General features: G+C 46.9%; 14 protein-coding genes. 4 read left to right on the top strand and 10 right to left on the bottom strand.

Annotated elements, in window-relative coordinates; translation table 11 throughout:
• Position 1 precedes the first annotated feature (1 nt).
• Positions 2–1,378: an MFS transporter gene (locus BR62_RS0102840; protein ID WP_032869595.1), complete on the top strand. Its 1,377-nt coding sequence runs from the start codon at positions 2–4 to the stop codon at positions 1,376–1,378.
• Between the two features lie 242 nt (positions 1,379–1,620).
• Here BR62_RS0102840 and BR62_RS0102835 read toward each other — a convergent pair whose 3' ends face one another.
• Positions 1,621–2,196, bottom strand: a complete 576-nt coding sequence (locus tag BR62_RS0102835) for an LOG family protein (protein ID WP_015240657.1) — start codon at positions 2,194–2,196, stop codon at positions 1,621–1,623.
• A 115-nt stretch (positions 2,197–2,311) separates the two neighbouring features.
• Between BR62_RS0102835 and BR62_RS0102830 the strand changes: the two genes are divergently transcribed.
• Positions 2,312–2,632, top strand: a complete 321-nt coding sequence (locus tag BR62_RS0102830) for a MazG nucleotide pyrophosphohydrolase domain-containing protein (RefSeq protein WP_003151506.1) — start codon at positions 2,312–2,314, stop codon at positions 2,630–2,632.
• Positions 2,633–2,676: 44 nt separating this feature from the next.
• Here BR62_RS0102830 and BR62_RS0102825 read toward each other — a convergent pair whose 3' ends face one another.
• Both BR62_RS0102825 and BR62_RS0102820 read right to left on the bottom strand, forming a co-directional pair.
• The gene (locus BR62_RS0102825; RefSeq protein ID WP_032869864.1) at positions 2,677–4,266 is read right to left on the bottom strand and encodes a SulP family inorganic anion transporter; all 1,590 of its coding nucleotides are present in this window, start codon (positions 4,264–4,266) and stop codon (positions 2,677–2,679) included.
• A 2-nt stretch (positions 4,267–4,268) separates the two neighbouring features.
• The gene (locus tag BR62_RS0102820) at positions 4,269–4,850 is read right to left on the bottom strand and encodes a beta-class carbonic anhydrase (protein WP_003151503.1); all 582 of its coding nucleotides are present in this window, start codon (positions 4,848–4,850) and stop codon (positions 4,269–4,271) included.
• A gap of 400 nt (positions 4,851–5,250) precedes the next feature.
• Between BR62_RS0102820 and BR62_RS0102810 the strand changes: the two genes are divergently transcribed.
• Together BR62_RS0102810 and BR62_RS0102805 are read left to right on the top strand one after the other, a co-directional pair.
• Entirely contained in the window at positions 5,251–6,216 is a 966-nt protein-coding gene (locus BR62_RS0102810; RefSeq protein ID WP_007407418.1) for a 2-hydroxyacid dehydrogenase, read from the top strand.
• Between the two features lie 204 nt (positions 6,217–6,420).
• Positions 6,421–6,810: a ribonuclease gene (locus BR62_RS0102805; protein ID WP_223204413.1), complete on the top strand. Its 390-nt coding sequence runs from the start codon at positions 6,421–6,423 to the stop codon at positions 6,808–6,810.
• Between the two features lie 60 nt (positions 6,811–6,870).
• Here BR62_RS0102805 and BR62_RS0102800 read toward each other — a convergent pair whose 3' ends face one another.
• From BR62_RS0102800 to trxB, 7 genes are all read right to left on the bottom strand, one after another.
• The gene (locus tag BR62_RS0102800; protein WP_007407420.1) at positions 6,871–7,617 is read right to left on the bottom strand and encodes an arylamine N-acetyltransferase family protein; all 747 of its coding nucleotides are present in this window, start codon (positions 7,615–7,617) and stop codon (positions 6,871–6,873) included.
• Between the two features lie 24 nt (positions 7,618–7,641).
• On the bottom strand, positions 7,642–7,899 hold the full coding sequence (locus BR62_RS0102795; protein WP_003151495.1) for an HPr family phosphocarrier protein: 258 nt from the start codon (positions 7,897–7,899) through the stop codon (positions 7,642–7,644).
• Between the two features lie 23 nt (positions 7,900–7,922).
• The gene (gene whiA, locus BR62_RS0102790) at positions 7,923–8,873 is read right to left on the bottom strand and encodes a DNA-binding protein WhiA (RefSeq protein WP_007407421.1); all 951 of its coding nucleotides are present in this window, start codon (positions 8,871–8,873) and stop codon (positions 7,923–7,925) included.
• Positions 8,874–8,899: 26 nt separating this feature from the next.
• Positions 8,900–9,853: a gluconeogenesis factor YvcK family protein gene (locus BR62_RS0102785; RefSeq protein ID WP_007407422.1), complete on the bottom strand. Its 954-nt coding sequence runs from the start codon at positions 9,851–9,853 to the stop codon at positions 8,900–8,902.
• Complete coding sequence (gene rapZ, locus BR62_RS0102780; RefSeq protein ID WP_012118535.1) at positions 9,850–10,737, bottom strand: RNase adapter RapZ; 888 nt, start codon at positions 10,735–10,737, stop codon at positions 9,850–9,852. Before rapZ ends, BR62_RS0102785 begins: the two co-directional genes overlap by 4 nt.
• 25 nt (positions 10,738–10,762) lie before the next feature.
• Entirely contained in the window at positions 10,763–11,230 is a 468-nt protein-coding gene (locus BR62_RS0102775; RefSeq protein ID WP_003151491.1) for an 8-oxo-dGTP diphosphatase, read from the bottom strand.
• A gap of 273 nt (positions 11,231–11,503) precedes the next feature.
• Positions 11,504–12,454 (bottom strand): thioredoxin-disulfide reductase, encoded by a 951-nt coding sequence (trxB, locus tag BR62_RS0102770; protein WP_007407423.1) that lies wholly within the window; start codon positions 12,452–12,454, stop codon positions 11,504–11,506.
• Positions 12,455–12,478 lie beyond the last annotated feature (24 nt).

Genomic DNA, 12,478 nt, shown 5'->3' with positions numbered 1-12,478 from the left:
GATGATCAATGTAAATGCGTCTAATCGATTAAACAGACTGCCTTTTTCAAGGGCCCATCAAGCAGTGCTCGTTATCCTTTCATTCGCTTACTTTTTTGATTTTATCGATTTAAATACGTTTTCATATGCGGCGCCTTCACTTTTAAAGGAATGGAACATTTCTACTCATACCATCGCTTTTATTACGTCTGTCTCCTATTTCGGAATGTTTATCGGCGCCTCTGCCGGAGGATGGTTTTCAGACCGGTTCGGAAGGAAAAAAGGTTTAATTCTGGTTGTCACCTTTTTCTCTTTCTTCTCCCTCCTCTCTTCTCTGGCTTGGAACCCAGAAATACTCGGTGTTTTTAGATTTCTTACGAGTTTAGGTATCGGCGCCACAACGATTGTGGCAAGTACGTATATCAGCGAATTTTTCCCATCCGCAACTAAGGGTAAATACCAGGCAATCTGTATTACAATCGGCATATGCGGAATTCCTGCAGCCGGCTGGGTGGCTAAATTGGTCGTGCCGTCCGCCTCTTACGGCTGGCGGTTTATCTTTCTATTCGGCGCGGTCGGTATTTTTTTTCCGCTGATCGCCAGAAAACTGGAAGAATCACCGAAATGGCTGGACACGAAAGGAAAAAGCGAACAAGCACACCGCATTCTGCTTGAACTGGAGGCAAAAGCAGAAAAAGAAAAGGGTGAACTGCCTGAACCAGCTCCGGCTCTGCGAAGCAGACAAACCGCTGTAAAATCCGTTCCATATCGGACGTTATTTCAAAAGCCTTTGGCAGGAAGAACTTTTGTTTTAATGACGATGTGGGCAGCTTCCACGATTGCAATTCAAGGCTTTGGCACGTGGGTTCCCACCCTTTTGGTAAAAGAAGGCGTATCAATGGATCAGTCTATCGTATACGTCACTCTGGGAACGATCGGTGCCCCGCTGGGCGCTCTCATTGCGTCGCAAATCTCTGACCGTGTGGATCGAAAGTGGGCCATTTCTGTTTTATCGTTAATTATTATGGCGCTTGGATTCTTTTACGGCATCAATCCTTTGCCGATGGTCATTGTCATATGCGGATTTCTCATGCATATGTTTGAGCGCACTTTCAGTTCAATCGCATATGCCTATACGCCGGAATTATATCCGGTTGAAGCCAGGGCATCTGGAAATGGTCTCACTTACGGCGTAGGACGTCTTGCGAATGTAGCCGGTCCCTTTGTCGTCAGTTTCCTGTATTCAGGCTACGGATTTTTAAGTGTTTTCTTGTTTTTTACAGGCTGCTGGTTTCTTTGTGCACTGACAGTCGGTATATTTGGAATCAGTTCAAAAAAACAAAAGATGCAGCAGGATGATTTCATATCGGAGGAAACATTCGTGCAACAAAAGTTGTAAACGCATACAGTCTGCAAACCGCAAAACATCCATCTCCTCTGAGGAAATGGATGTTCTTCTTTCAACCCCAACAGCATTCTCTTTCTCATCTTATTCTCATACATATGTCTTATCCTGAAGAAAGGTGTGATACGCATGAGAAAGAGAAAACGATTTCCAGAAAGAAAAGGTATTCTATAGGCGGAGAATTTTCCATCAGAATGGTTAGATGCAACCGCCGAAACATATTTCAGACCTCTTTCTTACAATTCCCGCCATTTCTTATCTAAAATCGGGTATGTATACCGATTCATCTGCTCAATCAGCTCATCCGGCCGGGAGGAACTGTGTATCAGCTTCAAATGAGACTCATTCGAAAATCCTTCCTGAATGCTGTACTTGACCATTTTCATCATCGGCTCAAAATACCCGTTCACATTGTACAGTCCGATCGGTTTTTGATGAATGCCGATTTGCGCCCAGCATAGCACTTCAAATAACTCTTCATATGTTCCGAAGCCGCCGGGCATGGCAATGTACCCATCGGCAAGTTCACTCATTTTCGCTTTCCGCTCATGCATGCCGCTGACTTCAATCAGCTCCGTCAGATTCTGATGAACAACCTCTCCGCTGAACAGTCCGCTCGGCATGACGCCGACAGCTTTTCCGCCGCCTGCCATTAACGCGTCGGCGACGGTTCCCATCAGACCGACCCGTGAACCGCCGTAAACAAGGCCGATTCCCTGCTCCGCCATATATTCACCCAGTTCGGCCGCTTTGCGTTTGTACTCTTCATTTACCCCCGGGTTTGACCCCGCAAATACACAAATGGTTTTCATTTTTTCATCTCCATATCTATATATGTACATCAATAAATCAAAATACACTATATATTGTCCCATCTCTATATGATAATATCAATAAGAATCATACAGGACATAAGGAGTGTTTCACATGCAGATGGCTGAAGCAGAACAATGGACGAAAGATTTTTATGAAAAACGAGGATGGACGGCGTACGGGCCATTTATCAGAATCGGTTTTTTAATGGAAGAGGCGGGTGAGCTCGCCCGGGCGGTAAGAGCATATGAAATCGGCAGAGACCGGCCGGATGAAAAAGACGCGACCCAGGCTGAACGCAGGCAGGAGCTGATTGAAGAAATGGGTGACGTCCTCGGAAATCTGGCCATCCTTGCCGATAAGTACGGAATCACGTTAGAAGATGCGATGAAAGCCCATCAGGAAAAACTGATCAAGCGCTTTGAAACCGAATAAAAACACGGCCTGTCCGCTTTTTCATGGACAGGCCGTATCTGAATTTATCCCGTTATCTCGTCCTGATGCTCAAAGAAATGCTGTTTCCCGATTTTATGAAACAGCCCCGTCTTCCGGATCAGCTCTCTCGGCTGTGATTGCAATCCGACGATCATCAATCTCCCGTTATGCCGTTTGATCCGGTTCATCACATTCCCCAGCACCGCTTCTGCGGAGGTATCCATGTAATGTACATTATTCATCAGCAGAATAAGCGTCTTCGGCTTTTCCTGAAGCCTCTCCAGCAGCGATGTTTCCAGTGAATCAATTGAACCGAAAAACAGCGGCCCTTCAATGGAATATGTGCTGACGGACGAATCATTTTTAACCGATTTGACAGCGGCATGCGGTGTTTTGATACGTGTTGATTCGCTCATTTTTCTGATAAAGAAAACAAAAGCGAGCACGAGACCGGCAGAAACGCCGATGATTAAATCAAACAGAACCGTCAGCAAAAAGGTTGCCGCCAGTACGAATGAATCAGTGTTTTTCAGCCGCATCATATTGGCGACTTCCCTCCGCTCACTCATGTTCCAAGCCACAACCATCAATACCGGCGCCATGCTTGCCAGCGGTACGTGAACGGCAAGCGGGGCGAAGACGAGCAGGACGAGGAGGACGGTGACTCCGTGGACAACACCGGAAATCGGAGAAACTGCGCCGTTTTTAATATTTGTTGCGGTCCGCGCAATCGCTCCCGTTGCCGGTATGCCGCCGAAAAGCGGCGCGGCCATATTGGCGATGCCCTGCCCGACAAGCTCCCTATTGCTGTCATGCCGTGATCCTTTCATATTGTCCGCGACCATCGCCGATAATATGGATTCAAGTCCGCCGAGAAGCGCAATGATCAGAGCCGACGGAAACATCATGATCATGTTATCGATTGAGAAATCCGGAAGCTGGAAAGCCGGAAGCTGCCGCGGAATTTCCCCGTAAGCAGAACCGATTGTCGCCATTTTGTCAGGAAAAAACACGACCGCCGCGGCTGTAGAGACAAGCAGCGCCACAAGCGCGCCCGGAATCTTCGGCATCAGCCTGGCTGATAACAGCAAGATGGCCAAAGCAATTCCCGCGATGAGGATGCTGTATAAATTAAGGGTTCCGAGCTTCTTGCCTATTTCCGCAATGTTGAGGATAAAGCTTTCATGCTTTTGGATATCGCGCAGACCGAGAAAATGGGCAATCTGCTCCGAGAAAATCAGCACCGCGATTCCGGCCGTAAATCCGACGATCACCGGCTTCGGCACGAATTTCATAATCTTTCCAAGCTTAAATACGCCAAACAGGACGAGCATGACGCCTGCCATAAAACCGGCTACAAGTAAATTCTCAAAACCATACTGCATCACAATGGCAAATAAAATGGGAACAAACGCCCCCGTAGGCCCGCCGATCTGATATTTAGAGCCGCCCAACAGCGAAATCAGAATTCCGGCCACAATAACGGTGTAAAGCCCGTATTCCGGACCGACCCCCGAGGCGATGGCAAAGGCCATTCCCAGTGGAATCGCTACAATTCCGACCACAATTCCCGCGATTAGGTCTTTCTGAAATTTCTGCAAATTGTATCCCTGATATCTGCCGGTAAATTGCATCGTCAGCTGCATCCTCCTTTGACTGTTTCATAACCGTCAACGACAACATCCAGCGTCCCCGTCCCCGGATCGATCACCAGCCCGTGCACCGGCACCTCTTCAGGCAAGAGCGGATGATGCCTGACCATATTCACGCTGTGGGCCACGCTTTCTTCGACGCTGTGAAAACCGGTCAGCCATGTTTCCAAATCGACTCCCGCATGCTGCAGAAGGCTGAGACATTTGTCTTCCACGCCGCGCTCTTTCGCTTTATTTAATATGGAAGCCGCATTTAATCCCGACATTCCGCACTCGCGGTGACCTATGATGCAGACTTCCTCTGCCTGCAGTTCATAAACGGCAACCAAAATGCTCCGCATGACACTTCCAAATGGGTGAGAAACAATGGCTCCCGCGTTTTTTATGATTTTGGCATCGCCGTTTCTGAGTCCCATCGCCTGCGGCAGAAGCTCCGTCAGCCTTGTATCCATACAGGATACGATGACAAGCTTTTTTTTCGGGAATTTTGTCGTTTGGTAAGGTTCATATTTCCTTTCTTGGACAAACTGCTGGTTGTGCTCCAAAATGCTTGATAAAGAAACCATTTTTCTATTCATCTCCCATCCGATTGTATTGCAAGCCTTCTTACCCAGCTTACAGTAAGGAATTATAGCACAGAAAAAGGCCTCAAAAGCGCTTTCAAAAAAAGACACGATAATTTAACTGTAAATTCAGATTATGTTCATTTATATCTTTCAAAAATAATAAAATTTATCTTTACACCAACCTATAAAGCTTTTAAAAACAGCGGTTCCGCTCATTTTGCCTTCAGAAATATAGGCGGATTCTGTTATTGTTTGGAGAAATCAAGCATGTACATTTCTTTTTCTTTCATTTTAAGTTCAAAAGAACCAGAAATTTATCGTGATGCGTTTGAATATTTCTCACGTTACCGCTTCTCTTATATAATAAAATAGAGAAGAAAGACAAAGGAGGAGAAGCCCGTTGAAACCCTATGTATTCATCGCGAAACCGGTACCGCCGGAAGTCGAGCAAATGATAGGCGAGCATTGCCGCTATGACATCTGGAAAGAAGATACCATTCCAAAAGAGGAACTGTACGAAAAAATGAAAGATGCTGAAGGGCTGCTGACATCCGGAACGGCGATTGACAGTGATTTACTGGATCACGCGCCGAAGCTGAAGGTCGTCAGCAATAATTCTGTCGGCTATGATAATTTTAATATTGAAGAAATGAAAAGACGCGGGGTTGTCGGTACGCATACGCCGTACACCTTAGATGACACTGTCGCTGATCTGGCTTTTTCATTAATTCTGTCTTCCGCCAGACGGGTTGCCGAATTGGATCGATTCGTCCGCGCCGGCAAATGGGGAACCGTTGAGGAAGAATCTCTTTTCGGTATGGATGTCCACCATCAGACATTAGGAATTATCGGCATGGGCAGAATCGGTGAACAAGCTGCCAAACGGGCAAAATTCGGCTTCGATATGGACGTGCTGTATTATAATCGCAGCAGAAAACCGGACGCTGAGAAGGAACTCGGGGTTACATATGCCGACTTAGATACACTGCTGAAAACATCAGACTTTGTGCTGTTAATTACGCCGCTTACTGACGAAACGTATCATATGATGGGAGAGCGGGAATTTAAATTGATGAAAGATACGGCATGTTTCGTCAATATTTCCCGGGGAAAGACGGTTGATGAGAAAGCGCTCATCCGCGCATTGCAGGAGGGCTGGATAAAAGGCGCCGGTTTAGATGTGTTTGAAAAAGAGCCGATCGCCGAAGACAATCCGCTCCTGCAGCTGGAAAACGTCACATTGCTTCCGCATATCGGGTCAGCAACGGCAAAAATCCGTTTGAATATGTTCAAGCAAGCCGCACAAAACATGATTGACGCCGTATACGGAAAAACGCCGAAAAACCTCACGAAGGAATTTCAATGAGATGAAAAATCCCGGCCGTTTCAGCCGGGGTTTATTTTTTGCTAGATCAAAAGAACTATTTTTAAATTCTTTCTATTCCTTTCTCTCGATGCTGATACAATGAAAAGGAATCAGCTTCACATGATAAAAATGGGAGGTATTGCTTTGAAAAAACGATTATCGTGGATTTCCGTTTGTTTGCTGGTGCTGTTCTCCGCGGCGGGGATGCTGTTTTCCACGGCTGCCAAGACGGATACATCTTCTCACAAGGCGCACACTGAAGCACAGGTTATCAACACGTTTGACGGGGTTGCGGATTATCTTCAGACCTATCATAAGCTTCCTGATAATTACATTACAAAGTCAGAAGCGCAGGCCCTCGGCTGGGTTGCATCAAAGGGGAATCTTGCAGACGTCGCTCCGGGGAAAAGCATCGGCGGAGACATCTTCTCAAACAGGGAAGGCAAACTCCCTGCCAAAAGCGGACGGACGTGGCGTGAAGCGGATATTAACTATACATCAGGCTTCAGAAATTCAGACCGGATTCTTTACTCAAGCGACTGGCTGATTTATAAGACGACAGATCATTATAAAACCTTTACAAAAATGAGATAAACACATACAAAAAACGGCTTCCCTGCGGAGGCCGTTTTTTTTGCAGAGAACCTGCGAGCTTCATATAAAATGAGCAGTAAATTTTTCTTCAAACTCTGACCGGTCTATTCTGCTGTTTTCCGCCGTGCCATCGTGTTTTTTTATTGTTATATTGCGTTCAGACAGAACCATGTGCCCTTCCGGTGTCCGCTTAGAAGCAAGCAGGCGTTTGTTGAAAGGAGAGCGTTCATGTTCAAAGATTGTTTGTTTCATAGACTTGAGGTCCTTTTCATCGATTTCTTCAAGCGAAAATGCGTAACCTGTCTGCCAGCCGTCCCCTTTGTTCATTTCAAGCAGGTATGTCCCGAATTCCGTCTCTTCTATCCTCACGCGGAACGCTCCGGCCGCTGATACCGTCTCGTCTCCCGACATCGGCACAGGCTGCATGGCGAGATTGAGGCCGAAGCCTGCATCAGCGATGTACTCATTCCCCCCGGCGGAAAGAAGTACGGCCGCATGTGTGCCGGGCAGCGCCCAGCCGTTTTTCCAGACCGTTCCGCGGATCAATTTGACATCAAATCCGGCATCTTTCAGGATGAAATAAAGCAGTCCGTTCAAGTCATAACAAAGGCCGCCATGAGGTTCCTTCACCATGTGCCGCCACAGTCCTTCTTTCGTGACGTCATATTCTTTTTTGGACAAAACCGCGCGATTTTCAAACGGAAACCGATATGCGAGCGCCTTTAAAAACTCCGGCAGGTTGCTGAAATCGAGGGAATCCTTTTCCCAGCCTATCGTTTGATAACAATCTTTCAGAAACTCATTCATCGTTCCGTCCCCCTTACAAAGTGTTTACACTTCTTCCTGCACATAAGCGGACAACTTTTCCAGCGCTTCCTTTTCATCGTCGCCTTCAGCGATCAGAGTGACTTCCGTCCCCGTGCTGACCGCCAGACTCATTAATCCCATAATGCTTTTGGCATTCACTTTCTTGCCGTTTTTCTCAAGAAACACATCTGATGCAAAACGATTTGCCTCCTGTACAAACAATGCAGCGGGACGCGCCTGCAATCCCGTCTTTAAACGCACTTCCACTTTCCCCTGAACCATAAGATCTCCCCTTTTCTGTACGGTTATTTCAAAGTGATGCTTTGTCCTGTACGCAGCTGTTCTGCGATTTCATCGAGCTTTCTCAGCCTGTGATTGATGCCGGATTTGCTGATTTTCCCGCTTGCAACCATTTCCCCCAGTTCTTTCAGCGTGACCTCCTGATAATCAATCCGCAGCTGCGCAATTTCGCGAAGCTTTTCCGGCAGCGCTTCAAGACCGATCCGTTCATCAATGTATTTAATATTTTCCACCTGTCTGAGAGAAGCACCGATGGTTTTGTTTAAGTTTGCTGTTTCACAATTGACGAGGCGGTTCACTGAGTTTCTCATGTCTCTGACAATCCGCACATCTTCAAAACGCAGCAGTGAATTGTGAGCGCCGATGACATTCAGAAATTCAGTGATTTTTTCCGCCTCTTTTAAATACGTAATATAGCCTTTTTTCCGTTCAAGCGTTTTGCTGTTCAGATGAAATTCATTCAGCAGCGCGCATAATGAATCGTTATGTTCCTTATAAAGCGAGAAGATTTCCAAGTGGTACGACGATGTTTCGGGATTATTCACAGATCCCCCCGCCAAAAACGCCCCTCTCATATAAGAACGTTTGCAGCAGCGTTTCGCCACCAGTTCCTCAGAAATATTCCGTTCAAATACAAAGTTCTCTCCGAGGATTTTCAATTCCTCTAAAATCAGCTTTGCATTTTCAGAAAAGCGCACAATATAAACATTGTTTTTTTTCAGCCGCATTTTTTTTCTGACTAACAGTTCGACCGATACATCATATTGTTTCTTCAGCAATGTATAAATGCGGCGGGCAATCGCCGCATTTTCGGTTTGAACGTCAAGCACGAGATGGCGGTTTGAAAATGACAGGGAACCGTTCATCCGAATCAGCGCGGACAGCTCAGCCTTGGCGCAGCAGTCCTTCACTTCCAGATTCGTCAGTTCTTTTTTTGTTTCCGATGCAAATGACATATTAGCCACCTCATTTCAAAAGGCCTCTAGTCCCTTAATAAATCGACAAGAAGAGAAGCCACTTTATGTGTATCGTGACGGATTACGCCATTTTTATACGTGATAATCTGATCCCTGATGACCTCAAGCCCCATGGATTTCAGCTTTTCAACATTGAAGTCGACGGGCCGGGCCAGCTCTTTCGCATATTTGCTTTTGATTTCGTCAGGGATCTCCTCATTGTTGATTAAGATCGTGTCGATAAACGGCTGCTCCATATGATCGTTCAGCGCCTTGACATGGTCGGCCGCACTGTATTGCAGCGTCTCGCCGGGCTGTGTCATGACGTTGCATATATATACTTTTTTGGCCGCAGCCTTGACGACTTCTTCTCCGATTTTCGGCACGAGCAGATTCGGAAGAATGCTTGTGTACAGGCTTCCCGGGCCGATAATGATTAAATCGGCCTGACGGATGACGTCAATCGTTTCCGGGAGCGGATCAATTTTTTCAGGCGTAAGAAACACCCGTTTAATCCGCTGGCCGTAAGAAGGGATTGTCGATTCTCCGGAGACGACCTGCCCGTCCTCCATTTCAGCGTGAAGAACGACACTGGTGTTGGCAGCCGGCAGCACTCTGCCGCGGACATTCAGCACCTTGCTCATTTCGGTGACAGCGTGAAAGAAATCACCGGTTATATTTGTCATCGCTGCCAAAATCAAATTGCCGAGCGAATGTCCGGTTAAGTCGCTTCCTTTGTTGAAACGGTGCTGAAACAGATTTTCAACGAGCGGCTCAACATCTGACAAAGCGGCCAGTACGTTACGGATGTCACCCGGCGGCGGAATTTGAAGTTCATCCCGCAGACGGCCTGAACTTCCGCCGTCATCAGCAACTGTCACAATCGCCGTAATATCAACGGGCTTATGCTTTAACCCCCGAAGCAGCACGGACAGACCCGTTCCGCCGCCGAAGATTGCGATTTTCGGCTTCTTATTCATTTCCGGCTTCTCTTTTCAATGTCCCGGTGAGTGACATGAGTATAGAAATCTTTTTTAAAATAGTCAGCCAAATATTCAGCGAGCGTGACGGAGCGGTGCTGGCCGCCCGTACAGCCGATCGCGATGACAAGCTGGCTTTTACCTTCCCGCTTATAAGACGGAAGCATAAAGCCGAGCAGATCAACAAGCTTTTCAATAAACTTTTGTGTTTCGTTCCACTTCATCACATAGGATGACACTTCCTCATCTTTCCCCGTAAGCGGCCTCATGCTTTCAATGTAGAACGGATTCGGCAGAAACCTTACATCAAACACGAGGTCGGCATCTATCGGAAGCCCGTATTTGAACCCGAATGACATTACGTTCACTGTAAATGTTTCACCTTGGTTCGTGGCGAAATGAGCCACGATTTTTTCACGCAGATCACGCGGTTTCATATCCGATGTGTCATAGATCAGCTGAGAGCGCCCTTTCAATTCTTCAAGCAGCTGGCGTTCCAGCGCGATTCCTTCGAGAGGAAGCCCGGTAGCGGCCAGCGGGTGAGAACGCCTCGTTTCTTTGTATCTCGTCACAAGGATGGAATCCTTAGCGTCTAAAAAGAGAATGCGCGGTGTAATCCACGGATTTTCCGCCATTTCATCCAGCGCCTCAATCAGCCTGTCAAAAAATTCACGTCCCCGCAGATCCATGACAAGCGCGACCTTGCTCATTTTTGAACTTGATTCTTTCATCAGCTCCAAAAATTTCGGCAGCAAGGAAGGCGGCAGATTGTCGACGCAAAAATAGCCGAGATCCTCAAAGCTTTGAATGGCGACGGTTTTCCCCGCTCCAGACATTCCCGTAATGATGACGAGCTGAATATCATGGTTTTCATTCATACTCATCTTTCTCCCCCCTGCGGTCTTTCTTTTATTTGATAAGCTGCGGATCTAAACGATAGCTGAGCAGCTCGAAGTCCGGCGTATACGTAAAGGTGCCGTGCAAAAGCCCTTGGCCCTTGATCATAAAATCAAGGATATGCCCGTCTCCGGGGGCCATCGGAAGGCTGTGGATATCTTTTACGTCATGCCACTTCAGAACGCCTTCCTCTGATTCAGCGACATTCCGCCCCGTGTACGAGTCGGCGACGAAAGTAAACATCATCCACTCTGACACGATTTGTTCCTGTTCCTTAATAATAAAGGTAAACACGCCTTTTAACTGCGGATTTAGTATATAAATGCCCGTCTCTTCTCTGTACTCTCTGATGACGGAATCTCTGACGGATTCGCCGCTTTCCATCTTCCCGCCGGGCGCGACCCACCAGCCCCGTCTCGGCTTTTGGAGAAGGAGAACCTGATCATCTGTCTGCAGCACACAATTTGTCACTCTTTGCACAAGTACGTCACCTAACCTTCTCAACAAATCATCGTCTCTTCATTATACCGTTTCGGCATGTCTCTCACAATGCAGAGACACCGACATCCTTTTCTTTTATTTGACAGAAAACAGAAAATCGCAAAAAAAGGGCACGGATACTGGAATCCGTGCCAAAGTGTATTCATTAAAAAGGGGGTCAATTACTACATTCATCTTAAGACATCAGTGTTTCACCCGTGTTACAGCGTAATTAAAACACAGTAACGATTCAAAAACTGAACATTACAGTGATTATTTAACGGTTTTGAGCGTTTCCTCAAGCTCTTCCACATAATGCTGAACGCTTTGAGCCGCAATACTTCCGTCGCCTGTCGCCGTTACGATCTGGCGGAGCGTTTTTTCACGGATGTCTCCCGCGGCGAAAATGCCTGGAACTTTTGTTTCCATTTGAGCGTTTGTTTCAATGTAGCCTTCTTCATTTGTGATGCCCAAGTTTTCGAACGGTTTAGAAAGCGGAAGCATACCGATATAAATAAAGACGCCGTCAGCTTTGAATTCTTCTTCTTCTCCCGTCACGGTATCCACAAGAGTAAGTCTGCCGACTTTTCCGTTTTCCTCATGGATTTCTTTTACGGTTTTGTTCCATTTGAAGTCAATTTTCTCATTGTCAAAGGCACGCGCCTGAAGAATGCTTTGCGCACGCAATTTGTCACGTCTGTGAACGATGGTGACTTTTGAAGCGAAGCGTGTCAGATAGACGCCTTCTTCAACGGCGGAGTCTCCGCCGCCGACAACGACAAGCTCTTTATTTTTAAAGAACGCGCCGTCACAAACCGCGCAGTACGATACGCCGCGGCCGCCCAGTTCTTTTTCGCCGGGAACACCGATCTTTTTGTATTCCGCTCCGGCAGAAATGACGATGGCACGCGCTTTATATTCTTTTGAACCGGCTTTGACCGTTTTATATTCTTTGCCGTCAACGATTTCTTTAATATCGCCGTACGCATACTCCGCACCGAATTTTTTCGCATGTTCAAACATTTTATTAGAAAGTTCAGGGCCGAGAATGCTTTCAAAACCCGGATAGTTTTCAACATCCTCCGTGTTGGCCATCTGGCCGCCCGGAATTCCTCTTTCGATCATTAATGTGGATAAGTTCGCTCGTGATGTGTAAACAGCAGCGGTCATCCCCGCCGGACCCGCGCCGATAATGATCACATCATAAATTTTTTCTTCTGACACCATGATTCACTCCTTTTCGAAATG

Origin of the sequence: Bacillus sp. UNC69MF, from assembly GCF_000746035.1 — a bacterium.
GTDB lineage: Bacteria > Bacillota > Bacilli > Bacillales > Bacillaceae > Bacillus > Bacillus velezensis.
This window is presented reverse-complemented; position numbering and strand designations above follow the sequence as displayed.